Origin of the sequence: Nonomuraea sp. NPDC051191 (genome assembly GCF_044455665.1) — a bacterium.
GTDB lineage: Bacteria > Actinomycetota > Actinomycetes > Streptosporangiales > Streptosporangiaceae > Nonomuraea.
The window spans coordinates 450949-476991 of sequence record NZ_JBITEZ010000006.1; the positions used below are offsets into that span (position 1 = coordinate 450949).

Genomic DNA, 26043 nt, shown 5'->3' on the forward strand with positions numbered 1-26043 from the left:
AGGGTGGATCAAGGATCGGCCGTCCTAGCGTGATGCGCGTGACCATGCCGTGAACCTGCGGCCAATTGACGACGGCCGCGCCGGACCCGAACCCCGTCCGGCGCGGCCGAGCCATGTGACGAACCCCGCCCGCGACTCCCCACGACGGTTCACCCGTGCCCTCGGGGCGCGTGTCCACCCCGCTGAAAGGAACCACTAGTGATCGACAAGCTGAGGGCCGTCGCACGGACCGGCGGGCCCCCGCCGTCCAGGCGCCGGGCCGGGACGCTCGTCCTGGCCTCGGCGCTGCTGATGGCTCCGCTGGCGGCGCCGGCCCCCGCGGCGCTGGCCGAGAGCACGCCCACCCCCACCCCGGCCTCCGCGCCCTCCCCCGAGGCGGCGGCGCTGGCCAAGGCCGGCACGTCAGGAAAGCCGGTCGAGGTGGACGCCGCCCGCACCGAGACCGGCGAGCTGCTGGCGAACCCGGACGGCACCCTGACCCTGCGCGAACACCTGCGCCCGGTGCGGGCCAGGATCGACGGCGCCTGGCGCCCGGTGGACGACACCCTGCGCCGCAACCCCGACGGCACCGTCTCCCCCCGGGCCACGACCTTCCCGATGACGTTCTCCGGCGGCGGCTCGGGCCCGCTGGCCACCCTGGTCAAGGACGGCAGGAAGCTGACGCTGACCTGGCCGTCCCGGCTGCCCGTCCCCGTCCTGGACGGCGACACCGCCACCTACGCCGACGTCCTGCCCGGCGTCGATCTCAAGATCATCGCCGAGCCCGACAACTTCGTGCACCACCTGATCGTCAAGGACCGGGCCGCCGCGGCCGACCCCCGGGTGCGTACCCTGCGGCTGGGCGTGCGCGGCGACGGCCTGAACGTGGGCGCGACCGCCGAGGGCGGGATCATCGCCGCCGACGGCGGCGGCACGCCGGTCTTCTCCGCCCCGGTGCCGCGCATGTGGGACTCCTCCCACAGTGCCTCCCAACGGGCCGCCGCGCAGGGCCTGGCCGCCGCCGAGCCGCACGAGGACGGCCCGGTCCGCAACGCGCCGATGAAGGCCACCGTGGAGCCCGGCGCGGGCGGCGGCACGCTGCGGATCGTGCCCGACCAGGCCCTGCTGGACGACCCGGCCACCGTCTACCCGGTGGTCATCGACCCGATCTTCAACGGCGGTTACAAGAACCACTGGGCCAACGCGGTCAAGAAGGCGAGCAACTCCGGCGTCGCCAACACCGTCTACTACGACGGCGGCAACAAGGTGGGCAGCGAGAACCCGCCGGTGGCCCGGGTCGGCCACGAGAACGACACCGGCCTGACCGCCCGCGCCTACTTCGAGATGAACATCAACGGTCTGCAGGGGGCCCGCATCATCGCGGCCACCTTCAACGTCTTCAACGTCTCCTCCTGGAGCTGCTCGGCCCGCCCGGTGGACCTGGGCTGGACCGGCGGCATCGGCAACTGGGTCACCTGGAACAACCAGCCCGGCTGGATCCGCACCCTGCAGACCAAGTCCTTCGCCCACGGCTGGGGCTCGTGCGGGTCTGCGGGCGAGGACTTCGCCGACGGCGCGGTCGCCGGCGCGGTGCAGGAGGCGGCCGACAACGGCCAGAGCAACATCACCTTCGGGCTGCGCGCCGCCAACGAGAGCGACACCTACGGGTGGAAGAAGTTCAGGGTGGACGGCACCAACCCGGTGCTCCAGGTCACCTACAACCGCGCCCCGCGCCTGGTCTCCAAGACCGCCTTCCAAGGGCCGTGGAACAACAACTCCTCCGACCGGCCGATCCCGTGCAGCGCCACGAACCCCACCTGGGAGGTGGTCGGCAACACCGACGTCACGCTGACGGCCACCGGCAGCGACCCGGACGGCGGCAACCTCGACGTGGCCTTCGGCCTCTGGTTCCACGACGGCCCGGCCGTGCGGTCGGACACCCGCACGGTGGCCAGCGGGTCGACCGCGACCGTGACCGTGCCCGCCGACCAGCTCCAGGACGGCGGCCACTACTGGTGGTACGCCAGCGTCTCCGACGGCGTCGACGGCGACTGGTCCACCAACTCCTGCCCGTTCAAGGTGGACAGGACCGCCCCGACCAAGCCGGTCGTCACCTCCGCCGACGGCCGCCGCATCGACGTGGGCGAGGTGCCGGCCCGCTACACCCGCAAGGTCACGCTGACCTCCAGCGACGCCAACCTGGACGGCTTCTGCTACCGGCTCAACCGCCCGCTGTCGGTCGGCGGCGGCAGGTGCGCGGCCGGCACCTGGGTCAAGGCCGGTCCCGACGGCTCGGCGACCGTCGAGATCTATCCGCACCGCTGGCCCAACAACCGACTGCACGTCGCGGCCATCGACGTGGCGGGCAACGTCTCGCCGTACGACGGGTCGCCCTCGCAGGCCGCGACCAACACCACGCTGATCGTCACGGCGCCGCCGGTGTTCGTGGCCGACCCCGACGGGACGGTGTCCGGCGACCGCGACGGCGACCTGACCGGCGACGGCAGGCCGGACATCCTGGCCACCAACAACAGCGGCACGCTGCGCCTGTACGCCGGCCGCGGCGACGGCACCACCGACGGCGGCACCGACGTGGGCGCCTCCGGCTTCGGCGGCGCGCTGCTGGCCCACCGCGGCGACTTCGTCGGCCCCGAGGACGGCATGGGCAAGGACGGCTACGAGGACATCTTCGTCCGCTCGGCGTCGGGCAAGCTGTCGCTGTACCCCAACGAGGGCACCGGCTGGCCGAACTTCGAGGGCAGGCGGGAGCTGCGGCACCCCGGCGGCGGCGACTGGTCGGCGGCCACCCGGATCATCGCGCCGGGCAACCTCGACGGGCGTCCGGGCGCCGACCTGATCGTGGTCGAGGGCGGCAGGCTCGACCTCTACACCGGCACCGCGTCCGGGATGCTCGCCCTGGCGGGCAACGGGGAGCTGGCCGCGCCGCGCGTCCTCGACGTCCCGTCCGGGGCGGCCGGCTCGGCCCCGCTCGGCCTGGACGGCTACGACGCCTTCGTGCCCGGCGACGTGCTCCCCGACGCCGACGGCGACGGCGCGCCCGACCCGGACAACGCGGCCGACCTCGTGCTGCGCCGGCGTGACAGCGGCGCGGTGACCCTCTACCCGGGCTCGTTCGACGACTCCGGCACGTACGTGCTCGGCGCGCCGCGCCCCTACGGCGCCGAGCCGTGGCCGGCCGGCAGCCACCCGTGGATCGCCGCGCCCGGCGACCTCCAGGGCAAGGTCGTGGACGTCGAGGGGGTCAGGACCTTCCAGCCGGCCCCCGGCAAGGAGGGGCCCGACTTCTGGGTGGCCGCGCAGACGGCGGCGCTCTCAGATGGTTTGTACCTCTATCCCGGCTCGCCCGCAGGCAGGGAGCCGGCGATCAACGTCGGCGGGCCGGGCTGGACCGGCTGGATCACCGGAATCTCCTGAACGGGGCCTCACGATGATGCGAACGACAGTCCTGGCCGTCGTGGCCGCGCTGGCGGTGGGGATGTTGCACCCGTCTCCGGCGCTGGCCGCCCGGCCGGCATTCAAGATCCGTCCGGTGCAGAAGGAGCACTCCGTCACCGGCGGCAAGGTGGGCCGGGACGCCCCGGCGGCGCCGGCCGACTCCCAGACCCGCACGTGGCGGGCCCCGGCCGCCGTGGCCTGGCCCGCGGCGGGCCGGGTGAAGGTGGACCTGCGCGCCGCCGGGCGTCAGGAGGCGCGGGCGGGCACGGGCTCGCCGGGCTGGAAGGGCGTCCGGGCGGGCGGCCTGCCGGTCACCGTGGCCGCGTCGGCCGCCGACGGGCCGGGCGGCGCCGAGGTCGAGCTGTCCACCCGCGAGGACGCCGCCCGGGCGGGGGTGGAGGGCCTGCTGCTGGCCGTCCGGCCCGACACGCCGGGCGCGCTGTCGGTCAAGGTGGGGTACGCGGCCGTCAAGGGCGCTTTCGGCGGTGACTGGGCCTCGCGCCTGTCCCTGGTCGCGCTGCCCGGCTGCGCGCTGACCACCCCCGACCTGCCGCAGTGCCGCACCAGGACCGCCGTCGCGGCGGTCAACGACACGCAGGCGGGGACGCTCACCGCCGACGTGCCCGATCCCGGCGGGGCGGTGCTGGCGGCGGTCGCCGCGCCGAAGGGCGCGGGCGGCACCTACGCCGCCACCTCGCTCGCGCCGTCGGGCCAGTGGTCGGACGGCGGCAACTCCGGCGGCTTCGGCTACACCTACGGCATCGAGGTGCCGCAGGTGCCCGGCGGGCTCACCCCGCCCGTCGAGCTCTCCTACTCCTCCTCCGCCGTCGACGGCCGGGTCGCCGCGACCAACAACCAGCCGTCCTGGCTGGGCGAGGGCTGGGAGTACGAGCCCGGCTTCATCGAGCGCACCTACCAGGGCTGCGCCGACGACCAGGGCGACGGCGCCAACAACAGCACCAAGACCGGCGACCTGTGCTGGAAGTCCGACAACGCCACCCTGTCGCTGAACGGCACCACCACCTCGCTGGTCCGCGACGACGCCTCGGGCGCCTGGCGCCCGGCCCACGACGACGGCTCCAGGGTCGAGCACCTCAACGGCACCGCCGCCGACACCGCCAACGGCGACGACGACAACGAGTACTGGCGCGTCACCAAGCCCGACGGCACGCAGTACTGGTTCGGCCGCAACCGGCTGCCCGGCTGGACCTCCGGCAGGCCGGAGACCGGGTCGGCCTACACCGTGCCGGTCTTCGGCAACCACGCCGGCGAGCCGTGCCACGCGGCCGCCTTCGCCGACTCCTCCTGCGCGCAGGGCTGGCGCTGGCAGCTCGACTACGTGGTGGACCCGCACGGCAACGCCATGGCCTACTACTACGACCGGCAGACCAACTCCTACGCCAGGTCCGGCTCCCCCACCGCGAACGCCGACTACGTCCGCGCCGGCCACCTCAACCGCATCGAGTACGGCCTGCGCGCCTCGGACGTCTACGCCGCGCCCGCGGCCAGGGTGAGCTTCGGCGTGGCCGAGCGCTGCCTGTCCGGCTGCGACGCCTTCGACGCGGCGCACGCCGCCAACTGGCCGGACACGCCGGTCGACCAGAACTGCGCGCGCGGCGCCAAGTGCGCGACGGCCGGGCCGACGTTCTGGACGCGCAAGCGGCTGACGTCCATCAGCACACAGGTGGGCGGCCGGGTCGTCGACTCCTGGGCGCTGACGCAGGACTTCCCCGGCACCGGTGACAACACCGCGGCGGGGCTGTGGCTGGCGAAGATCGTCCGCACCGGGTCCGCGGCGGGGGACGCGATCACGCTGCCCGCGACCACGTTCGCCGGCACGCTCATGGAGAACCGGGTGGACTCCGACGAGGGACGTCCGCCGCTGTACAAGTACCGGATCACCCGGATCGGCACCGACACCGGGGCCGACACCCTGGTCGCCTACTCGGCCAAGGACTGCGTCGCCGGCGCCACCCCGGACCCGACGTCCAACACCCGGCGGTGCTACCCGTCGTGGTGGACGCCGGAGGGCTACGCCGAGCCGGTCAAGGACTGGTTCCACAAGTACGTGGTGACCCAGGTGGTCGAGGACGACAAGGTCGCCGGCTCCGGCTCGGAGTCCGTCGTCACGTCCTACGAGTACCTGGACGGCGCGGCCTGGGCGAAGGACGAGAACGAGTTCACCCTCGACAAGCACCGCACGTACAACCAGTTCCGCGGCTACCGGACCGTGCGCACGAAGGTCGGCGCGTCCGCGCGCAGCCAGAGCGACGCCGTCTACCTGCGCGGCCTGGGCGGCACGGTGACCGACTCCGAGGGCAACCAGGTGAGCGACGACCCGGCGCTGGCCGGGACGACGCTGGAGACCCTCACCTACACCGGGGAGGGCGGCACGCTCGCCTCGGCGTCCGTCTCCGAGCCGTGGCTGTCGCCGGTCACCGCGACCAGGGCGGTGAAGGACCGGGCGGCGCTCACCGCCCGGCGCACCGGCACGTCCGTCAGGCGCAGCCGCACGCTGGTCAGCACGGCGACCGGCGGCACGACCTGGCGGCGCACCCGCGCCGACCTCACCCACGACGACCTGGGTCAGGTGCTCTCGTCCGCCGACCAGGGCGACACGGCGGTCAGCGGTGACGAGGAGTGCGTCACCACCACCTACGCGGCCCGGGACACCGCCGCCTGGCTGGTGTCGTACCCCTCGACAGTGAGGACCACGGGCGGCACCTGCGCCGCGCCCGGCGCGGTGACCTCCGAGACCCGCACCTTCTACGACGGCCAGGCCCTCGGGGCCGCGCCGAAGCCGGGCCAGGCGCACGCCACCCGGACCGAGACGCTCGACCGCCTCGACGGCTCCACCCCCGTCCACGTGGCCACCACCGCGACCTACGACGCCTACGGCCGGACCACCGGCACGACCGACGAGCTGGGCCGTCTCACCACCACCGCCTACACCCCGGCCACCGGCGTCCCGACGGGGACGACCGTCACCGACCCCAAGGGCTTCACCACCACCACGACCCTGGACGGCGTCCGGGGCCTGACGCTGTCGTCGGCCGACGCCAACGGCCGCACCACGTTCACCGACCACGACGCGCTGGGCCGGCTGGTCAGGGTGTGGCTGCCCGGCCACGACCGGAGCGCCGCCGCCGACCTCGTCTTCGGCTACGCCGTCTCCACCACCGCGCCGACGGCGGTGACGAAGAGGGAACTGCTCGACGACGGCTCCTACAAGGCGACCACCACCCTCTACGACGGCCTGCTGCGCGAGCGGCAGACCCAGGAGGACGCCCACGGCGGCGGCCGCCTGGTCACCGACACCTTCCTGGACTCCCACGGCCGGGCGTGGAAGACCAACGCCACCTACTGGAACGCCTCGCCGCCGGACACGTCGCTGTTCGGCGCGCCGGACAACGTGGTCCCCGCGCAGACCGTCACCGAGTACGACGGCCAGAGCCGGCAGACCGCCGAGATCTTCAAGTCGCTGAACGTGGAGAAGTGGCGCGGCACCACCTCCTACGGCGGCAACTACACCGCGACCGTCCCGCCGGAGGGCGCCGCCGCCACGCTGTCCGTGACAGACGTCAGGGGCAGGACGACCGAGCTGCGGCAGTACCCCGGCCGCGTCGCGGACTTCGCCGACTCCCGGGCCGACGTCACGAAGTACGACTACGACCTGGCCGGACGGGTGACCAAGGTCGTCGACCCGGCCGGCAACACCTGGGCCTACACCTACGACCTGCGCGGGCGCAGGACCTCGCTGTCCGACCCGGACATCGGCCTCACCCGCTGGACCTACGACGCCGCCGGCCGCCGCACCGGCACCACCGACGCCCGCGGCGTCACGCTCACGTACGCCTACGACGAGCTGGGCCGCAAGACCTCGCTCGCCCAGGGGGCCGCCAAGCTGGCCGAGTGGGTCTACGACACCCTGCCCGGCGGCAAGGGCCTGCCCGCCTCCTCCACCCGGTACGACGAGGGCGGCGCGTACGTCAACGCGGTCAAGGGCTACGACGCCGCGGGCCGCCAGACCGGTACGACGGTGACGATCCCGGCGTCCGAAGGGTTGCTGGCCGGGACGTACACCGTCGGCACCACGTACCGGCCGACCGGCGGACTGCTCGCCTCGACCTCCTACCAGGCGGCCGGCGGGCTGCCCGCCGAGACCGTCAGGCCCGGCTACACCCGCCTGGGCCGGCTCGCCTCCCTCGACAACGGCTCCCGGACGTACGTCGGCGGCACGCAGTACTCGCCCTACGGCGAGGTGCTGCAGACCGTGCTCGGCGACGTCGGCGCCCGGGTCGTGCGCACCCTGGAGTACCAGGACGCCACCCGCCGCCTGGCCCGGTCGGTCGACGACCGGGAGAAGAGCGGGCCGCAGACCATGGACGACGCGGTGTTCACGTACAACCCGGCGGGCGACGTCACCAGCGTCCGGGACGACCGGGACGACCGGTCCTCGACCGACACCCAGTGCTTCGGCTACGACCACCGGCGCCGGCTGACCGAGGCGTGGACCGCCACCGACGACTGCGCGGCGGCCCCGTCGGCCTCGACCGTCGGCGGACCGGCCCCCTACTGGCAGTCCTTCACCTTCGACGTGGTGGGCAACCGCACCAAGGAGGTCCAGCACGGCGGCGCGGGCGACGTCACCCGCGTCTACACCTATCCCGCGGCCGGGGGGCCGCAGCCGCACACCCTGCAGAAGGTGGAGACGAGCGGCCCCGGCGCCCGTACCGACACCTACGAGTACGACGCGACCGGCAACACCCGGCGGCGCGTCACCGCCCTCGGCGACCAGGCGCTGACCTGGAACGCGGAGGGCGACCTCGGCTCCTCCACGGTCGCGGGCCGGACGAGCACCTTCGTCGCCGACGCCGACGGCAACCGGCTCATCCGCCGCGACCCCGGCTCGGTCACCCTCTACCTCGACGGGCAGGAGCTGACCCTGGCCGGGGGCAAGGTGAGCGGCACCCGCTACTACGAGGGCCCGCAGGCCACGGTGGTGCGCACCGGCGACGGCAAGGTCAACTACCTGCTCGGCGACCGGCACGACACCGAGGAGCTGGTGGTCAACGCCACCACGCTGGCCTACAGCCGCAGGTCCACCACCCCCTACGGCGGGTCCCGGGGCGCCGCGCCGGCGTCCTGGCCGAGCCAGAAGGGGTTCGTCGGCGGCACCGTGGACGACTCGACGGGCCTGACCCATCTGGGCGCGCGCGAGTACGACGTGGCCACCGGCCGGTTCGTCTCCGCCGACCCGGTCATGGACCTGTCGGACCCGCAGCAGATCAACGGGTACGCCTACGCGAGCAACAACCCGGTCGCCTGGTCCGACCCGACCGGCCTGCGCGTCTGCGACGGCCAGGAGTGCAAGGACGCCAGCATCCGTCCCGACGGGAGGCCCATCCAGCCGCCGCCGGCACCGGCGCCGGCGCAGGTGCAGCTCACCAGTGTGAGCTCGCCCGCCCCCGGCCCGACCTCCGGCCGCGGCGCCGGCACCGGACGCAGCGGCGGCGGCACCAGCAACCCCGGCGCGTGCACGAGCCAGTCGTGCATGCTGCGGTACACCGATCCGGCCGCCGCCCAGCGCATCGCCGAGCTGATGGCCGAGAACAAGCGCATCGCCGACGCGCTCGCCGAGGAGCAGGCCAGGCGCAGGCAGGCCGAGGAGGCGCTGCAGAAGGAGAAGCAGAAGAAGAAGCGCGGCTGGTGGGACCGCTGGGGCCGGACGGTGGCGGCGGTCGCCGTCGGCGTCGTCGGCGCGGTGGCCGTGGGCGCGTGCGGCGTGACCGTGGTGTGCGGCGTGGCGCTGGGGGCCGGGATCGGCATGGCGAGCTACTCGGTGCAGAACGCGGGCTCCGACCGGTTCAGCGTGACCGGCCTGGCCTTCGCCGGGCTCACCGGGGCGGCGCTGGGCGGCACCGGCCGCTACCTGAAGGCGGGCCAGGAGCTCGCCAAGGCCCAGGCGGGGGTGAAACTACCGATGGGCACCGAAGTACTGAGAGGGGCGCGGAACATGGCCACACAACCCAAGGCGACCTGGTCGTTCACCAACTGGTTCAAGTTCCACAAGCCATGAGCCGGCTGACGGAGATCCTGCGCAGGCCGCGTACGTGGGCGGTCGTCGGAATGCTGGTCGTGGTGGACCTGCTGGCGGTCCTCCTGCTGCCCGGGGAGGTGTCGGTGTACGCGGTGATCGCGCTGACGATGGCCGCCGCGATGTTCATCGGCTAGCCCGTCCGCGGCACGTTCGGTGATCGGGCGATGGCCGCCGCGTCCCTTTCGGGGGGTGCGGCGGCCATCTGTTTAGTTATGCGAATATAATCGTTATATGCCTATAACCAGCAGGGCGCCCGTCTTGTCCACGTCCGCGCTCAGCCCCCGCCGGCGGCTGCTCGTGCTGGCCATCTGCTGCATGAGCCTGTTCATCGTCGGGCTGGACAACACGATCGTGAACATCGCGCTGCCCGCCATCCGGCGCGACCTGAACGCCTCCATGTCCGGACTCCAGTGGATCATCGACGCCTACACGGTGGTGCTGGCGAGCCTGCTCATGCTGGCCGGCTCGACCGGCGACCGGGTCGGCCGCCGGCGCACGTTCCAGACGGGGCTGGCGCTGTTCACGCTCGGCTCGCTCATGTGCTCGCTGGCGCCCGGCCTCGGCTGGCTGATCGCGGCGCGGGCGCTGCAGGCCGTCGGCGGGTCGATGCTCAACCCGGTCGCCATGTCGATCATCACGAACACCTTCACCGAGCCGCGCGAGCGGGCGCGGGCGATCGGCGTGTGGGGCGGTGTGGTCGGCGTCAGCATGGCGCTCGGCCCGCTGGTCGGCGGCATGCTGGTGGACTCGGTCGGCTGGAAGTCGATCTTCTGGATCAACATCCCCGTCGGGCTGGCCGCGTTCGCGCTGTGCGCGCTGTTCGTGCCCGAGTCGCGCGCGCCGCGTCCGCGCCGGGTGGACCCGGTCGGGCAGGCGCTGGTGATCGTGCTGCTGGCCACCCTGACGTACGGCTTCATCGAGGCGCCGGCCGCCGGCTGGGGGGCGCCGCGCACACTGGGCTGCTTCGCGGTCGCGGCGCTGGCGCTGGCCTTCCTGGCGCCGTACGAGCTGCGCCGCACCGACCCGCTCATCGATTTGCGCTTCTTCCGCAGCGCGCCGTTCACGGGGGCCACCGTCATCGCGGTGTGCGGCTTCGCCGCGCTGGGCGGGTTCCTGTTCGTCAACACCCTCTACCTCCAGGACGTCCTGGGCCTGTCCGCCCTGCACGCCGGCCTCTACACGCTGCCCATGGCCGGGCTGACCGTGGTCTGCGCGCCGCTGTCGGGCCGGATCGTCGGGAACGCCGGGCCCCGCGTCCCGCTGCTGGTGGCCGGGATCACCATGACGGCCAGCGGCCTGATCATGACCGGGCTGGCGGCGGACACGCCGACCTGGCGGCTCATGGCCGCGTACGTGCTGTTCGGGGTGGGGTTCGGCATGCTGAACGCGCCCATCACCAACACCGCCGTGTCCGGCATGCCGCGCGCCCAGGCCGGCGTGGCCGCGGCGGTGGCCTCCACCAGCCGCCAGATCGGCCAGTCGCTCGGCGTCGCGGTCATCGGCTCGCTGGTCACCTCGGCGGTGGCCGGCCCGTTCGCCGCCGGATTCCCCTCGGCCAGCCACGTCGGCTGGTGGATCGTCGCCGGGTGCGGGCTGGCCATCCTGCTGCTCGGTATCCTGACCACGACCGGCTGGGCCCGCCGCAGCGCCACCCGTACCGCCGAACGGCTCGCCCACGCTCCCGACAGAACGGCGGACGCGTCATGACCGACACCTCCGGCCAGGAGGCCGTGGCCCGCGTCTGGGCGGCCATGTACGACCTCGTCCTGCGGCAGGAGGACCGCCGCAAGGAGGTCGCCGAGACGCTCGGCATGAGCTTCTTCCGGGTCAAGGCGCTGCGCCGCCTGCTGGCCGGGCCGATGACCATGCGGGAGCTGACCGCGGAGCTGTCCACCGACAAGCCGTACACCACGCTGATGGTCGACGACCTGGAGCGGCGCGGCCACGTGACCCGCAGCGTCTCCCCCGACGACCGCCGCAGCAAGATCGTCGCCCTGACCCCGGCGGGGACGGCCGCCGCCGAGGAGGCCGAGCGCATCCTGGCCCGCCCGCCGCGCTCCCTGCTGGCCCTCGACCCCGGCGACCTGGCCGCCCTCGACCGCATCATGGCCCGCCTGCGCGCCCCGGAGGAGGCCGCGCGGCAGCGGTGAGGTCAGCCCCCGAACCCGGACAGGGCGGCGACGCCGAGTGTCTGCTCGGCGCCGAACTCCTCGAAGGTGGCGACGGGCCGGAAGCCCAGGCGGGCGGCCAGCCTCAAGGAGCGTCCGTTCGCCGTCTGGGTGACGACCACGACCGGCTGGTCGGGCAGCTCGGCCGCCGCCGCCCTCAGCGCGGCGGACGCGGCCTCGTACGCGAACCCGCTCCCCCACGCGGCGCGCCGCAGCACGTACGACAGCTCCAGCTCCTCGCCGTCGCCGGTCACGTGCCCGGGACGGCCGGCCGCCCGGCGGTCGAGCGACAGCGTCCCGAGGAGCCCGTCCGTGACGAGGTCCGCGATGACGTAGGCGCCCGGGGCGGCCGTCGCTCCGGCGGTCCCGGCGGCGTCGAGGAACCGCTCGACGTCGCCGCGTGGGCGCGGGCCGCCCAGGTGCTCGCGCACCTCGGGGTCGGTCATCAGCTCGACGAGACCGTCACGGTCGGCGTCGCGGGCCTTGCGCAGCAGGAGACGCCCGGCGGCGATCTCGGTGGCGGACAGCGTGGGCAGGCGGCTCATGGAACCTTGATCCTAGGGCCGGCGAACTACGGGGACGGGGACCAGACGCCGGCCGCGGTGCCGTCCTGGACGTGCCGGCGGTAGGTGACGACCTTGCCGTGGATGATCTCCAGGCTCGCCGTCAGGTCGGCTATCCGGTCGCGGACGGCCCGTTCGTGCTCCTCCAGCAGCGCCAGCCGCTCCGGCTCGTTGCCCGGCCCCGACCGCACGAGATGGGCGAACCTCCGCAGGGTGGCGATCGGCATGCCGCTCTCGCGCAGCCGGTTGCACAGCAGCAGCCACTCCACGTCGGCCCGGTCGTAGGCCCGCTGCCCGCCGGCGGTACGCGGGATCGGGCGCAGGAACAGCTCCTCGCGTTCGAAGAAGCGCAGCGCGTGGACGCCCAGCCCGGTGACCCGCGCGACGTCCCCGATGGACAGGCGGTCCGCGTCCCTGCTCATGGCACCTTCCCATAGCTTGACCTAGATTGCACTCTAGATTCTACGGTCGGGGGCATGGCACGTACACACCACAGAATCGGCTCGGGTTTCGGCGCGCACAGCACGGCCGACGACGTCCTGACCGGCGTCGACCTGTCCGGCAGGAACGTCCTGATCACCGGCGGCTACTCGGGGCTCGGCCTGGAGGCGACCCGCGCGCTGGCACGGGCGGGAGCGCACGTCGTCGTGCCCGCCCGCCGTCCCGACGTGGCGAAGGACGCGCTGCGCGACCTCCCCCGCACGGAGGTGCGCGAGCTGGACCTGGCCGACCTCGGCAGCGTCCGCGCCTTCGCCGACCTGTTCCTGGAGACCGGCCGCACCCTCGACGTCGTCATCGGCAACGCGGGCGTCATGGCCTACCCCCACCGGCCCGTCGGCCCCGGATGGGAGGCGCATCTCGCCATCAACCACCTCGGCCACTTCGCCCTGGTCAACCGGCTGCGCCCGGCGCTCGCCGGGGCCCGGGTGGTGTCGGTCTCCTCCTCGGGGCACTTCCTGTCCGACATCCGCTGGGACGACCTCCACTTCCGCCACGGCTACGACCACTGGACGGCCTACGGGCAGTCCAAGACGGCCAACGCCCTGTTCGCCGTCCATCTGGACGCCCTCGGCGCGGCCGACGGCCTGCGGGCCTTCGCCGTGCACCCGGGCAGCATCCTCACCCCGCTCCAGCGCCGCATCCCCCACGCGGAGCAGGTCGCCCAGGGCTGGATCACCTCCGGCGGACGCCGGGCCGACGGCTTCAAGACCCCGGAACAGGGCGCGGCGACGGCGGTCTGGGCGGCCACGTCACCCCTGCTGGAGACGCACGGCGGCGCCTACTGCCAGGACTGCGACCTCGCCGAGCCGGCGACGGGCGACGACATGCTGGTCGGCGGCGTCAAACCCTGGGCCCTCGACCCCGACTCCGCCGCCCGCCTGTGGAAACTCTCCGCCGCCCTGACCGGCCACGACGCCTTCTCCTGACCGCCCGGCTCACCCGCGGCGGCCGGATGGCCGGGAACGGCGACGGCCGGCCGCCGCCGAATCGGCGGGGCCGGCCGGAGGGTTCGAAGGTCAGCCGTGGGAGTCGACGGTCGCGGCGCGCTTGATGGTCAGCTCGTCGCCGCCGATGGAGCAGGCGGGGCCGTTGGGGCCGCCGAAGCGGACGGAGTCGAAGAAGTCGCGGAAGGTGCTGTAGAAGTTGCCCTTGCCGCGCGGGCCGGTGACGGCCGAGCAGCCGCCGTAGTCGGACTCGGAGTAGAGATGGATGAGCGTGTCGGTGCGGTTCCAGTCGGACTTGGCGCGATCGCCCATGCCCAGGGCGGCCAGGCTGGCCGTGCTCGCCTGGAGCTGGACGATGTCCCCGGTGCCGTCGAGGCCGGAGAAGAGGCAGTAGTTGCCTTCCTGGCAGCGGTCGTACCCTGTCGCCGCCTGGGCGGGGGACGCCACTGCGGCCAGGGCGGCCACGGCGATCGGTAATGCCAGAACGTGAAACTTCTTGCCCACCATACCTCCATGGACGAAACTTTCCTTCGGTCCGAACATACATAGTGAGATCAACTTGCGCTAGACCGTCAGGGCGGACGTTCTTCAGCGGATAATCCGCTACGGGATGACTTGGTAGCCTCGATGACATGACTTCGATGGCGCCCTCCCGCACCGAGCACGACCTGTCGTTCCTGCTCGACCACACCAGCCACGTCCTGCGCACCCGGATGGCGGCGGCCCTGGCCGAGCTCGGGCTGACCGCGCGCATGCACTGCGTGCTCGTGCACGCCCTGGAGGAGGAGCGCACACAGATCCAGCTCGCCGAGATCGGCGACATGGACAAGACCACGATGGTGGTGACCGTCGACGCCCTGGAGAAGGCCGGACTGGCCGAGCGGCGCCCGTCGAGCACCGACCGGCGGGCCCGGATCATCGCCGTGACCGAAAAGGGCGCGCAGGTGGCGCGGCGCAGCCAGGAGATCGTGGACGGCGTGCACACCGCGGCCCTCGGCTCGATCCCCGACCAGGAGCGGGAGGTGCTGGTACGCGCCCTGAACCGGCTGGTCACCGGCCACCTGGAGACCCCGGTCGAGGCCCCGCAGCCGGTCCGGCGGGCCAGGGCGCGCGGCTAGATAGTTCCGTCGCATATCGTCTGCAACAGAACTATCTGCTACGGTCTCTCTTGTTGCACCCCTTGAACAGGAGACGACCATGTCCCTCACCTCCCGGCACACCGCCTTGGCCGTGCTGTCGACGTCCGCCCTGATGACCATCCTCGACGGCAGCATCGTCACCGTGGCCATGCCCGCCATCCAGCGCGACCTGGGGTTCTCCCCCGCCGGGCTGAGCTGGGTCGTCAACGCGTACCTGCTCGCGTTCGGCGGGCTGCTGCTGCTCGCCGGCCGGCTCGGCGACCTCGTGGGCCGCAGGACGTTGTTCCTGGCCGGGAACGCGGTGTTCACCGGCGCGTCCCTGCTGGCCGGCGCGGCGGGCAGCGAGGGCATGCTGATCGCCGCCCGCTTCCTGCAGGGCGTCGGCAGCGCGATGGCCTCGGCCGTCGTGCTCGGCATCCTGGTGACCCTGTTCACCGAGCCGCGCGAACGGGCCAGGGCGATCGCGGTCTTCAGCTTCACCGGCGCGGCCGGCGCGTCGATCGGCCAGGTGCTCGGCGGCGTCCTCACCGACGCGCTGAGCTGGCACTGGATCTTCTTCATCAACCTGCCGATCGGGCTGGCGACGATCGCACTGGCGCTGCGCGCCCTGCCCGCCGACCGCGGCCTCGGCCTCGCGCGGGGCGCCGACGTGGCCGGCGCGCTGCTGGTCACCTCGGGCCTGATGCTGGGCATCTACACCGTGGTCAAGGTCGAGGAACACGGATGGCTCTCCGCGCACACCCTGGCGTTCGGCGCGGTCTCGCTGGCCCTGCTCGCCGGTTTCTTCGTACGCCAGGCCACCGCGCGCACGCCGCTGATGCCGCTGCGCGTGCTGCGTTCCCGCAACGTCGCCGGGGCGAACGTCGTGCAGATGCTCGCACTGTCGGCGATGTTCGCCTTCCAGATCATCGTCGCGCTCTACATGCAGAAGGTCCTCGGGTACGGCGCCCTCGGCACCGGCCTGGCGATGCTCCCGGCGGCGGTGGCGATCGGCGGCGTGTCGCTGTTCGTGTCGGCGCGGCTGAGCGCCCGCTTCGGCACGCCCGCCGTGCTGCTGGCCGGGCTGGTGCTGCTGCTGGCCGCGATGGCCTGGCTCACACGGGTGCCGGTGCACGCCGACTACGTCACCGACCTGCTGCCGGTCATGGTGCTGATCGCGGGTGGCGGGCTGGCGCTGCCGGCGCTGACCGCGCTCGGCATGTCGGCCGCCCGCGCGGACGACGCCGGCCTGGCCTCCGGGGTGTTCAACACCACCCAGCAGATCGGCATGGCGCTGGGCGTGGCCGTCCTGACCACCCTGGCGGCCTCCCGTACGCAGGAGCTGCGGGCTGGCGGGGCGGCCGAGGCCGCGGCGCTGACCGGCGGTTACCATCTGGCCTTCGCCACCTCGGCCGGGCTGCTCGCCGCGGCCGTCGTGGTCGCCCTGACCGTCCTGCGCCGGCCCCGGTCCGCCGCGCCCGCCGAGGCGCCCCGGACCGAGCAGCCGGCCGCCCTCTGACACCCCTTTCACGAAACGGAACTGATCATCATGACCGAGCGCACCTACGGCCCCGGACAGGGCCCCGGCGCCCGCCCTCTCACCGAGGACGAACTCCTGCACATCCTCGCCCGCCAGCCCTTCGGCGTGCTGGCCACGCTCAAGCGCGACGGCCGTCCGCACCTGGCCTCGATGGCCCTGCGCTGGGACGCCGCCGAACGCGTCCTGCGCATCTCCTCGGCCGAGGGCCGCGTCAAGGTGCGCCACCTGCTCGCCGACCCGCGGGCGTCGGTGCACCTCCAGGGCGACAGCGTGCTGTCGTACGCCGTCGCGGAAGGGCGCGCGGAGATCTCCGAGCCGTCGCTCACGCCGGGCGACGCGACCGGACGCGAGCTGCTGGAGATGGCCGGCGGCTTCCCCGACGCGGCGGACGAGGCCGCCTTCCTGGAGGAGATGACCAAGGGCCGCCGCCTGGTCATCAGGATCCGGGTGGACCACCTGTACGGCATCGCCCTGGACGCCGCCACCTGACCGGCGGCGGACTGCCGGGAACCGGCGGCACGGGAAGGATGGCGTGATCGACAAGGGAGTGTCGTCGTATGCGGTTCCCGAACCGTCCGCCGGCGGTGATGCCGGCGTCCGTGGCGGTCGCGAGCCGGCCGCCGGTCGTGCGGCCCGAGCGCGGCGACTGCTCGGGGGCGAGCGCCCGTGACTTCGACGGCGACGGCGGCGACGACGTCGCCCTCGGCTACCTGGGCACCACCGGCCGGGTGCACGTGCTGTCGGCGGGCAAGGTCATCCACGTCCCCACCCCGCCGGGCAACAGGATGAAGGGCTTCGGCTGGTCGGTGACCATGGCCCACGTCAACGGCGACCGCTGCGCCGAGCTGCTCAAGACCGCCACGGGAGACCTCTTCATCAAGGCCGTCACAGGCTGACGGCCCCCGGCGAGGGGCCCTGTACACCAAACCAAGCGCTTGCTACGCTCCGCCCATGACGTCCACCGTGGTGTGGGGTACCGGCAACGTCGGCCGCGCCGCCATCAGGGCCGTGGAGGCCCATCCCGACCTCAGTCTCGCCGCCGTCCTCGTGCACTCCCCCGGCAAGGTCGGCCGCGACGCCGGGGAGCTCGCCGGTCTCGGCCGCGACCTCGGCGTCACCGCCACGGACGACGTCGCCGCCGTCCTGGCCGCCCGCCCGCGCGCCGTCGTGTACGCCGCCTCCGGCGACCTGCGTCCCGATGACGCCCTGGCCGACGTCGTACGGGCGATCCGGGCCGGCGCCGTCGTCGTCACGCCCTCCCTGTACGCCCTCTACGACCACCGTGGCGCCCCGCCCGAGCTGCGGGAACAGGTGCTGGCCGCCGTCGCGGAGGGCGGCGGCTCCCTGTTCGCCTCCGGCATCGACCCCGGCTGGGGCAACGACCTGCTTCCCCTGCTGCTCAGCGGCCTCGGCTCGGTCGTGGACGTGATCCGCTGCCAGGAGATCTTCGACTACTCCGGCTACGACCGCCCGGACGCGGTCCGGTACATGGTCGGCATGGGCGAGCCGATGGAGTACGAGCCGCCGATGATCGCGCCCACGGTCCCGTCGATGGTGTGGGGCGGCCAGGTACGGCTGATGGCGCGGGCCCTCGGCGTCACCCTGGAGGAGATCCGCGAGGTCGTGGAGCGGCGCCCGCTCGACCGTACGGTCACCACCGCCCGCATGGGCGTGTTCGAGGCCGGCACCCAGGGCGCGGTGCGGTTCGAGGTGCAGGGCGTCGTGGAGGGCGAGCCGCGCATCGTGATCGAGCACGTCACCCGCATCCACCCCTCCTGCGCCCCCGACTGGCCGCTCCCGCCGGACGGCGGCGACGGCGCCCACCGGGTGATCGTCGAGGGCAGCCCGCGCATCGAGGTCACGATCGAGGCCACCGACGAGGGCGGCAACCGCTCGGCGGGCGGGAACGCCACCGCGGCCGGCCGGCTGGTGAACGCCGTCGACTGGCTCGCCGCCGCCCCGCCCGGTCTGTACGACGCGCTCGACGTCCCGTTGCGACCCGCGTCCGGCCGGCTCGGAAGGAAGAACCCGTGATCGTCGACGTTCCCGGCGGCAAGGATCCGATCGCCTACGTCTGGGGCGAGATGGTCCCCGGCATCGGCACCGCCGCCTCGAAGTTCTCCATGGCCGTCTACGCCCACACCACGCTGGGCCTGCGCGAGTTCGAGGCGGCCCGGCTGCGCATCGCGCAGATCAACGGATGCGTCTTCTGCCTCGACTGGCGCACCGAGCGCGACGGCGTCAAGGTCGAGGACGGCTTCGCCGACGCGGTCGCCGGCTGGCGGACCACCGGCGCCTTCGACGCGCGCACCCGGCTCGCCGCCGAGTACGCCGAGCGGTACGCCCTGGACCACCACGGGCTCGACGAGGAGTTCTGGTCCCGGATGACCGAGCACTACAGCGAGAAGGAGATCGTGGAACTGAGCATGAGCATCGGTTCCTGGTGGGCCTTCGGCCGGCTCAACCACGTGCTGGGCCTCGACACGGCCTGCATGCTGACCGGCGGCCCGTCCCCCTCCGTCAGACCGACCGAGTCTCCGTCCAGCCGACCGAGCGAGGGCCCGTGACATGAACCCCAGCCGCCGCACCTTCATCGCCGGAACCGCCTCCCTCCTGGGCGCCGCCGCCCTGCCCGGCCGCGCCGCCGCCGCTGCCGTCGCCGCCGGCCCGATCGCGGACGGCGCCCGCGTCCCCGCCCTGGTGATCGGCACCGGGTACGGCGGCTCGGTGGCCGCGCTGCGCCTGGCCCAGGCGGGCGTCGAGGTGCACATGATCGAGATGGGCATGGCCTGGGACACGCCCGGCTCGGACGGCAAGATCTTCTGCAACACGCGCGAGCCCGACTACCGCTCGTACTGGCTGCGTACCAGGACCAAGGCGCCGCTCAACTACTTCCTCGGCTTCCCCATCGACCGGGACATCCCTCGCTACACCGGCATCCTGGACGCCGAGGAGTTCGCCGGCATCACGGTCTACCAGGGCCGCGGCGTCGGCGGCGGATCGCTGGTCAACGGCGGCATGGCCGTCACGCCCAAACGGGAGAACTTCGCCTCGGTGCTGCCGTCGGTCGACGCCGACGAGATGTACGGCGTCTACTACCCGCGCGCCAACTCCGGCCTCGGCGTCGGCCTGGTGGACCCGGCCTGGTTCGACACCACCGCGTGCTACCAGTACGCCCGCGTCGGCCGCAAGCACGCCCAGCGCTCCGGCTTCCCGTTCACCTTCGTGCCCGACGTGTACGACTGGGACTACATGAAGCAGGAGGCGGCCGGCACGGCCCCCCAGTCGGCGCTGGCCGGCGAGATCCTGTACGGCAACAACCACGGCAAGAAGTCCCTGCAGAAGACCTACCTCGCGCGGGCGGGCGCGACCGGCAAGGTGACGATCTCGCCGCTGCACCGGGTCACCTCGGTCGCCCCGGCGGCGGGCGGCGGCTACACCGTCCGGATCGACCAGCTCGCCACCGACGGCTCGGTCACCGCCGCCAAGACCGTCACGGCCGCCCGGGTCTTCTTCGCCGCGGGCAGCGTCGGCACCAGCAAGCTGCTGGTCAGGCTGAAGGCCACCGGCGCGCTGCCCGGCCTGAACGACGAGGTCGGCAAGGGCTGGGGCGACAACGGCAACGTGATGTGCGGCCGGGCCAACCACCTGTGGGACCCGACCGGCAAGCTGCAGTCGGCCATCCCGTGCGCGGGCATCGACAACTGGACGGCCGGGGGCGCGTTCGCCGAGGTGGCGCCGCTGCCGACCGGGATCGAGACGTACGCCTCGTTCTACCTGTCGATCACCAACACCCCGCACCGGGCGCAGTTCTCCTGGAACGCCGCGACCGGCCAGGTGGACCTGAGCTGGCAGACCGCCTGGAAGCAGACGTCCATCGACATGGCGAAGACGATCTTCGACAAGATCAACTCCAAGGAGGGGACGATCTACCGCACCGACCTGTTCGGCGTGTACAAGATCTGGGGCGACCACCTCACCTACCACCCGCTCGGCGGCGCGGTGCTGAACCGGGCCACCGACAACTACGGCCGCCTGGCCGGACACCCCGGCCTGTACGTCATCGACGGCTCGCTGATCCCCGGCAACACCACGGTGAACCCGTTCGTCACCATCACGGCGCTGGCCGAGCGGAACATCGAGAAGATCATCGCCACCGACCTTTAGCGCAGGGTTTGCCGAAACGGCAACGGAGTTGGCGGGCCGCGGCACGGGCCGCGCATGATCCTGGTGACAGACCAGGACACACGTGCGTGGAGGAACGATGTCACAGCCCACCCCGGTCGCCGAGGGCGTCCACCGCCTGGCGCCCTCCCCCGCCGGCCGTGTCCATCTCGTGGAGGCGGGGCAGGGGCCGCTGGTGCTGCTGGTGCACGGTTTCCCCGAGTCCTGGTACTCCTGGCGGCACCAGCTCCCGGCGCTGGCCGCCGCCGGGTACCGGGCGGTGGCGGTGGACGTGCGCGGCTACGGCCGCTCGTCCAAGCCGGCGGACGTGGCCGCGTACCGGATGACCGAGCTGGTCGAGGACGGCGTGGCGGTGGTGCGGGCGCTGGGCGAGCGGACCGCGGTGATCGTCGGCCACGACTGGGGCGCCTCGATCGCGGCCCACAGCGCCCTGCTGCGGCCGGACGTCTTCCGCGCGGTCGCCATGCTCAGCGTGCCGTACACGCCGCGCGGCGGGCCGCGTCCCACCGAGGTGTTCGCCGCCATGGGCGGGACGGACGAGTTCTACGTCAGCTACTTCCAGACGCCCGGCCGGGCCGAGGCCGAGATCGAGCCGGACGTCCGGGGCTGGCTGGCGGGCACGTACGCGGCCCTGTCCGCCGGGACCATGCCGGGCCCGGACGCGCCCCACCCGCTGTTCGTGGCCCCGGGCGGCAGGATGCGCGACCGGTTCCCGGCGGACGGCACGCTGCCCGGCTGGCTGAGCGAGGCCGACCTCGACTTCTACGCCGCCGAGTTCGAGCGCACCGGCCTGACCGGCGCGCTCAACCGCTACCGCAACATGGACCGCGACTGGGCCGACCTCGCGCCCCACGACGGCGCGCCCGTCACCCAGCCCTCGCTGTTCGTCGGCGGCGCCGACGACGCCACCACCCGATGGCTCTCCGCCGCGATCGACGCCTTCCCCGCCACCCTGCCGGGCCTGGTCTCCTCCCGTCTCCTGGACGACTGCGGCCACTGGGTCCAGCAGGAGCGGCCCGCCGAGGTCAACGCCATCCTGCTCGACTGGCTCGCCCGGCTCTGACCCGCGACGCCGCAGGCCCGCCCGCGCGAGGCGGGCCCGCGGCGCCGGTCACAACACCGCTCCCGAGCCCTCGCGGGGCCGCCGGGCGGCCTTGGGCGCGGGCGGCTGGGGTGCCGGACGGCGGTCGTACCTGGCCAGGCCGATGGCCACCGGGCCCGCCACGAACGACGAGGTCAGCGTGCCCACGACGATCCCGGTGACCAGCGCGATCGCGAAGTCACGCAGCGAGTCGCCGCCGAAGACGGCCAGCGCGACCAGGACGAACAGCGCGCCGAGCCCGGTGTTGACGGTCCGCGGCACGGTCTGCAGGATCGCCGTGTTCACCGCCTCGGCCAGCGGCGCGGTGCGGCGGGCGGCCCACAGCTCCCGCACCCGGTCGAACACCACCACCTTGTCGTTGACCGAGTAGCCGACCACGGTCAGCATCGCGGCCAGGAACACGCCGTCCACCGGCTTGCCGAGCCAGGCGAACAGCCCGATCACCACGGCCAGGTCCACCAGCAGCGCCAGCACGGTCGCCGTGCCGAACGTCCACCGGAACCGCACCGCCAGGTAGACGAGCTGGGCCGCCACGGCCACGCCGAGCGCGATGACGGCGTTGCGGCGCAGCTCCTCGCCCAGCGTGGGGCCGATGAACTCGTCACGCCGCTTGGTCACCTCGCCGGCCTGCCCCTCCAGCGCGGCCTGGACCTTGGCCGGGTCGAGCTGCCCGGCGCGTACGGCCACGCCGTCGCCGGTGGCCTGCACGACCGCGCCCGGATACCCGGCCTCGCTCACCAGCCGCCGGGCCGTGTCGGCCTCGACCGGCCTGGACGTGCCGAACTCCACGAGCCGGCCGCCGGTGAACTCGACCCCGAAGTCCAGCCCGCGGGTGAACAGCCCGGCCAGCGCCGCGACGGCCAGGCCGCCCGCGACCGCCAGCCACACCTTCCTGGCCTTCATGAGCTGGGGGTTCCGGCGGGCCAGCCACGTCCTGACGGCGCCGGGCGAGGCGAGGCCCGACAGGCGCGGCCCGATCCGCGCGGCGACGGCCTGGGTGAGCACGCGGGTGATCAGCAGGGCCGACACCAGCGAGGCCAGCACGCCGATCGCCAGCGTCACGCCGAACCCCTTGACCGGCCCGGAGGCCAGCCAGAACAGCAGCCCGGCGGCGATGAGCGTGGTGGCGTTGGAGTCGGCGATGGCGCTCCAGGCGTTCTTGAACCCCCGGTTGAGCGCCGGCGCGAGCCCGCGTGCCGGGGCCAGGCCGTACTCCTCCCTGGCGCGTTCGAAGACGAGCACGTTGGCGTCGACCGCCATGCCGATCGCCAGCACGAACCCGGCAAGTCCGGGCAGCGTGAAGGTCGCGCCCATCGCGACCAGCGCGGCGTAGGAGATCAGGCCGTAGCACATCAGCGCGATGGTGGCCAGCAGGCCGGACAGGCGGTAGACCGCGATGATGAACAGGGCGGTCAGCACCAGCCCGACGATCGCGGCCTTGACGCTGGCCTCGACGGCGGCCTCGCCCAGCGTGGGGCCGACCGTCCGCTGCTCGACCAGGTCGAGCGGCACGGGCAGCGCGCCGCCCTTGATCAGCACGGCCAGGTCGCGGGCCTCCTCGTGGGTGAAGGACCCGGTGATCTGGGTGCTGCCGCCGGGGATGCCGGTCCCGCACGCGACGGACGGGTCGAGCTGCGGCGAGGAGATGATCTTCTTGTCGAGCACGATGGCGACGCGCCGCTTCGGGTCGCCCTCCGGCTGGCAGGCGGCCGCGCCGGTCATCTGCTGCCAGGCGTCGGCGTCGCGGAAGTCCACCGTGACCCACCAGCCGGGCCCCTGCTGCGGGTCGCTGCGCTCGGCGGCGTCGCTGACGCCGTCGCCGCTGATCGCCGCCGGGCCGAGCGCGAGCGGGCGGCCGCTCTCGTCGGGCAGCGCGGTGGCGTCGCCGTCCTTCGCCGGGCCGGTGACCGGGTGGAAGGCGAGCTGTGCGGTACGGCCGATGACCTCGGCCGCCTTGCTGGGGTCGAGCACGCCGGGCAGCTCGACGATGATCCGCTTCTCGCCGGAGCGGACCAGGGTGGGATCGACGACCCCCAGCGCGTCCGCCCGGCGGCGGAGCACGTCGAGGGCGCGGTCGGTGGCCGAGGAGTCGGCCTGGACCGTCGGGGAGTCTCTGGCCTCGAAGACGAGCTGGGTACCGCCGCGCAGGTCGAGGCCGAGGCGTGGCGTGGCGGTGAGGGACAGGATGATCGAGGTCGCGATGACGGCCAGCGCCGCCAGCGCGCGCCACATGGGCGCACGTGACATGAAGCCTCCACAGGCTCAGGTGTGCGGAAGAGGGGATCTTCAGAGCACCGTGGAGGGAGGCGCGCGGGCCGCCGCCGCGCCCTGGGGGCGGTCGGCGGCGGCGCGGGAGCCGGGCCGCCGTACGACGGCCGACCAGACCTGCGGCAGGCGGGCCGGGGCGGCCGCGGGCAGCGCCGGGCCGCCCGGCCCCGCCTGGTCGTGCCCGCCGTGCCTGATCTGCGCGAGCGGAGGCGGCGGCGGCGTGGAGCCGAGCTGGACGGCGGCGGCCTGGTCGATCGCCGCCCGGATCGCCGCGACCTGCGGGGCGACCTGGCTGTGCCCGATCCCGGGCCCGGTCCCGTGACCGGCCGCCTGGCCGATCGTGGGAAGCAGCCACGACAGGACGAGAAGAAGGGCGGCGGGCAGCCTGGTGCGCACGTCGCCTCCTTCCCGTCGTGGTGGCCGTGGTTGGCCGTGGTGGCCGTCGTCGTCCCTACCGTAGCCCGCCGCCGGGCCGCTCAGGGCAGGGTGCGCAAGTACGTCGGCGGCCTGCGGACCTGAGCGGCCTGCTCGAAGGCGTACGCGAGGGCGATCAGGGACGGCTCGGACAGGCGCCCGCCGAAGAAGGTGACGCCGAGCGGCAGGACGTCCCTGGCGTAACCGGCCGGGACGGTGACCGCTGGATACCCGGAGATCGCCGAGGGCGCGGAGGAGGCGACGAACCCGGTGAAGTCGTCGCCCTTGGTCAGGTCGGTCAGCCAGGCCGCGTGGTTGGTGGGGGCGAGCAGCGCGTCCAGGCGGCCGGCGGCCATCGCGGAGTCGATCGCGCGGCGGGCCAGGGTGGTGGCCTTGTCCCGGAGGGCGCGGTAGGCGGGGTCGTCCAGGTCGCCGGTGGTGGCCTGCGCCTGCTCGAAGATCTCCTGCCCGAAGTAGCGCAGTTCGGTCCCGGCGTGCCGCCGGTTGAAGTCGATCAGCCCGGCCAGGTCGGCGGGGTGCCGTCCGGGGGTGGCGGCCAGGTAGGCGTTCAGGTCGTGCTTGAACTCGGTCAGCAGCGCGGGGAACTCGGCCTCGCCGGCTTCGTCCATGCCTTCCAGCTCGACGTCCACGACGGTCGCGCCGCGGGCCCTGAGGGTGGCGACGGTGGCGTCCAGGGCGGCGCGCACCTCCTGGTTGTCGCCCGCGACCGAGCGCCACACGCCGACGCGGGCGCCGTTCAGCGCGCCGGGCCGCAGGGCCTTGAGGTAGTCGCGGTCGCCGCCCGGGACGGTCGCGGGGTCGCGCGGGTCCGGCCCCTGGATGGCCGAGAGCACGGCGGCGGCGTCGGTGACGTTCCTGGTGATCGGGCCCGCGGTGTCCTGCCGGGACGACAGCGGCACCACGCCGGCCCGGCTGACCAGCCCGAGCGTGGGCTTGATGCCGACCACGCCGTTGATCCCGGCCGGGCAGACGATCGAGCCGTCGGTCTCGGTGCCGATGGTGACCGCGGCCAGTGTGGCGGCGGCGGCGACCGCCGAGCCGCTGCTCGACCCGCAGGGGTTGCGGTCCAGGACGTAGGGGTTGTTGGTCTGCCCGCCGACCGCGCTCCACCCGCTGGAGGACGGGCTGGAGCGGAAGTTCGCCCATTCCGACAGGTTCGCCTTGCCCAGGATCACCGCCCCGGCCGCGCGCAACCGCTGGACGAGGAACGCCTCCGCGCCCGGCCGGGAGCCGAGCAGCGCCTGCGAGCCGGCGGTCGTGCGCAGCGGCGCGGCGGTGTCGATGTTGTCCTTGAGCAGGACCGGGACGCCTTCCAGCGGTCCGTGCGCGCCGCGGCGGCGACGCCGGTCGCTGGACTCGGCCTCGCGCAGCGCGGCGGGGTTGGTCTGGATGACCGCGTGCAGCAGCGGGTCCACCGCGCGGATGCGGTCGAGGTAGAAGCGGGTGAGCGTCACCGCGTCGAAGCGGCCGCGGTCCATGGCGCGCTGCAGGTCGAGCACGGTGGCGCGGTCGAGGTCCAGGCCGCGCAGGACGGTACCGGCGACGGCAGGGATAGGGGCCGCCTCGCGCGCGTGCGCGGGGGCGGCCGCGGTTAACCCGGCGGCGAGGGCGAGCGCGAGCGCGGCGGCCACTCGGCGGGCGGGCTTCATGAGCGTCATGGCTGTCGAGCCTAGCCAGAATGCTT

General features: G+C 73.5%; 20 protein-coding genes. 14 read left to right on the forward strand and 6 right to left on the reverse strand.

The genetic code is table 11. The features are described from left to right. The first annotated feature begins 198 nt into the window (after nt 1–198). The 5 genes from ACIA8R_RS20045 (at nt 199) to ACIA8R_RS20065 (ending at nt 11685) form a co-directional block, all read left to right on the forward strand. Nucleotides 199–3414, forward strand: a complete 3216-nt coding sequence (locus ACIA8R_RS20045; RefSeq protein ID WP_397039666.1) for a DNRLRE domain-containing protein — start codon at nt 199–201, stop codon at nt 3412–3414. A gap of 13 nt (nt 3415–3427) precedes the next feature. Beyond that, nucleotides 3428–9514 carry an RHS repeat-associated core domain-containing protein gene (locus tag ACIA8R_RS20050; protein WP_397039668.1) on the forward strand — a complete coding sequence of 2029 codons (6087 nt, stop codon included), beginning with the start codon at nt 3428–3430 and terminating at the stop codon, nt 9512–9514. Next, complete coding sequence (locus tag ACIA8R_RS20055; RefSeq protein ID WP_357709501.1) at nt 9511–9669, forward strand: hypothetical protein; 159 nt, start codon at nt 9511–9513, stop codon at nt 9667–9669. Before ACIA8R_RS20050 ends, ACIA8R_RS20055 begins: the two co-directional genes overlap by 4 nt. A gap of 97 nt (nt 9670–9766) precedes the next feature. Then, nucleotides 9767–11242 carry an MFS transporter gene (locus ACIA8R_RS20060; RefSeq protein WP_357709504.1) on the forward strand — a complete coding sequence of 492 codons (1476 nt, stop codon included), beginning with the start codon at nt 9767–9769 and terminating at the stop codon, nt 11240–11242. Then, nucleotides 11239–11685, forward strand: coding sequence for a MarR family transcriptional regulator (locus ACIA8R_RS20065; RefSeq protein ID WP_357709507.1), 447 nt, complete (start codon nt 11239–11241; stop codon nt 11683–11685). Before ACIA8R_RS20060 ends, ACIA8R_RS20065 begins: the two co-directional genes overlap by 4 nt. A gap of 2 nt (nt 11686–11687) precedes the next feature. Here ACIA8R_RS20065 and ACIA8R_RS20070 read toward each other — a convergent pair whose 3' ends face one another. Then, entirely contained in the window at nt 11688–12248 is a 561-nt protein-coding gene (locus tag ACIA8R_RS20070) for a GNAT family N-acetyltransferase (RefSeq protein ID WP_364103645.1), read from the reverse strand. Between the two features lie 26 nt (nt 12249–12274). Continuing rightward, a complete protein-coding gene (locus tag ACIA8R_RS20075; RefSeq protein ID WP_364103648.1) occupies nt 12275–12688 on the reverse strand; it encodes a MerR family transcriptional regulator in 414 nt (137 codons plus the stop codon). A 54-nt stretch (nt 12689–12742) separates the two neighbouring features. Here ACIA8R_RS20075 and ACIA8R_RS20080 point away from each other — a divergent pair, with 54 nt between their 5' ends. After that, nucleotides 12743–13693: an SDR family NAD(P)-dependent oxidoreductase gene (locus ACIA8R_RS20080; protein ID WP_397039670.1), complete on the forward strand. Its 951-nt coding sequence runs from the start codon at nt 12743–12745 to the stop codon at nt 13691–13693. Between the two features lie 90 nt (nt 13694–13783). On the opposite strand, the gene ACIA8R_RS20085 is transcribed toward ACIA8R_RS20080, so the two are convergent. Further along, on the reverse strand, nt 13784–14218 hold the full coding sequence (locus ACIA8R_RS20085) for a peptidase inhibitor family I36 protein (RefSeq protein WP_364103653.1): 435 nt from the start codon (nt 14216–14218) through the stop codon (nt 13784–13786). 125 nt (nt 14219–14343) lie between these two features. On the opposite strand from ACIA8R_RS20085, the gene ACIA8R_RS20090 reads away from it, so the two are divergent. The 8 genes from ACIA8R_RS20090 (at nt 14344) to ACIA8R_RS20125 (ending at nt 21617) form a co-directional block, all read left to right on the forward strand. Then, nucleotides 14344–14829, forward strand: a complete 486-nt coding sequence (locus ACIA8R_RS20090) for a MarR family winged helix-turn-helix transcriptional regulator (protein ID WP_397039672.1) — start codon at nt 14344–14346, stop codon at nt 14827–14829. A gap of 79 nt (nt 14830–14908) precedes the next feature. Further along, a complete protein-coding gene (locus tag ACIA8R_RS20095) occupies nt 14909–16348 on the forward strand; it encodes an MFS transporter (protein ID WP_397039674.1) in 1440 nt (479 codons plus the stop codon). Nucleotides 16349–16378: 30 nt separating this feature from the next. Continuing rightward, nucleotides 16379–16858: a TIGR03618 family F420-dependent PPOX class oxidoreductase gene (locus ACIA8R_RS20100; RefSeq protein WP_397039675.1), complete on the forward strand. Its 480-nt coding sequence runs from the start codon at nt 16379–16381 to the stop codon at nt 16856–16858. A 68-nt stretch (nt 16859–16926) separates the two neighbouring features. Then, the gene (locus ACIA8R_RS20105; protein WP_397039677.1) at nt 16927–17265 is read left to right on the forward strand and encodes a hypothetical protein; all 339 of its coding nucleotides are present in this window, start codon (nt 16927–16929) and stop codon (nt 17263–17265) included. Between the two features lie 55 nt (nt 17266–17320). After that, complete coding sequence (locus ACIA8R_RS20110) at nt 17321–18403, forward strand: dihydrodipicolinate reductase (protein ID WP_357709534.1); 1083 nt, start codon at nt 17321–17323, stop codon at nt 18401–18403. After that, nucleotides 18400–18936: a carboxymuconolactone decarboxylase family protein gene (locus ACIA8R_RS20115; RefSeq protein ID WP_357709537.1), complete on the forward strand. Its 537-nt coding sequence runs from the start codon at nt 18400–18402 to the stop codon at nt 18934–18936. Before ACIA8R_RS20110 ends, ACIA8R_RS20115 begins: the two co-directional genes overlap by 4 nt. 1 nt (nt 18937) lies before the next feature. Further along, nucleotides 18938–20536: a GMC oxidoreductase gene (locus ACIA8R_RS20120; protein WP_397039679.1), complete on the forward strand. Its 1599-nt coding sequence runs from the start codon at nt 18938–18940 to the stop codon at nt 20534–20536. A 97-nt stretch (nt 20537–20633) separates the two neighbouring features. Continuing rightward, complete coding sequence (locus tag ACIA8R_RS20125) at nt 20634–21617, forward strand: alpha/beta hydrolase (protein ID WP_357709543.1); 984 nt, start codon at nt 20634–20636, stop codon at nt 21615–21617. Nucleotides 21618–21665: 48 nt separating this feature from the next. On the opposite strand, the gene secD is transcribed toward ACIA8R_RS20125, so the two are convergent. The 3 genes from secD to ACIA8R_RS20140 all read right to left on the reverse strand — a co-directional run bounded on the left by secD (nt 21666) and on the right by ACIA8R_RS20140 (nt 26017). Then, the gene (gene secD / locus ACIA8R_RS20130) at nt 21666–23903 is read right to left on the reverse strand and encodes a protein translocase subunit SecD (RefSeq protein ID WP_397039680.1); all 2238 of its coding nucleotides are present in this window, start codon (nt 23901–23903) and stop codon (nt 21666–21668) included. 39 nt (nt 23904–23942) lie between these two features. Further along, nucleotides 23943–24320, reverse strand: coding sequence for a hypothetical protein (locus ACIA8R_RS20135; protein ID WP_357705425.1), 378 nt, complete (start codon nt 24318–24320; stop codon nt 23943–23945). Nucleotides 24321–24400: 80 nt separating this feature from the next. Further along, a complete protein-coding gene (locus ACIA8R_RS20140; protein ID WP_357705426.1) occupies nt 24401–26017 on the reverse strand; it encodes an amidase in 1617 nt (538 codons plus the stop codon). Nucleotides 26018–26043: the final 26 nt, after the last annotated feature.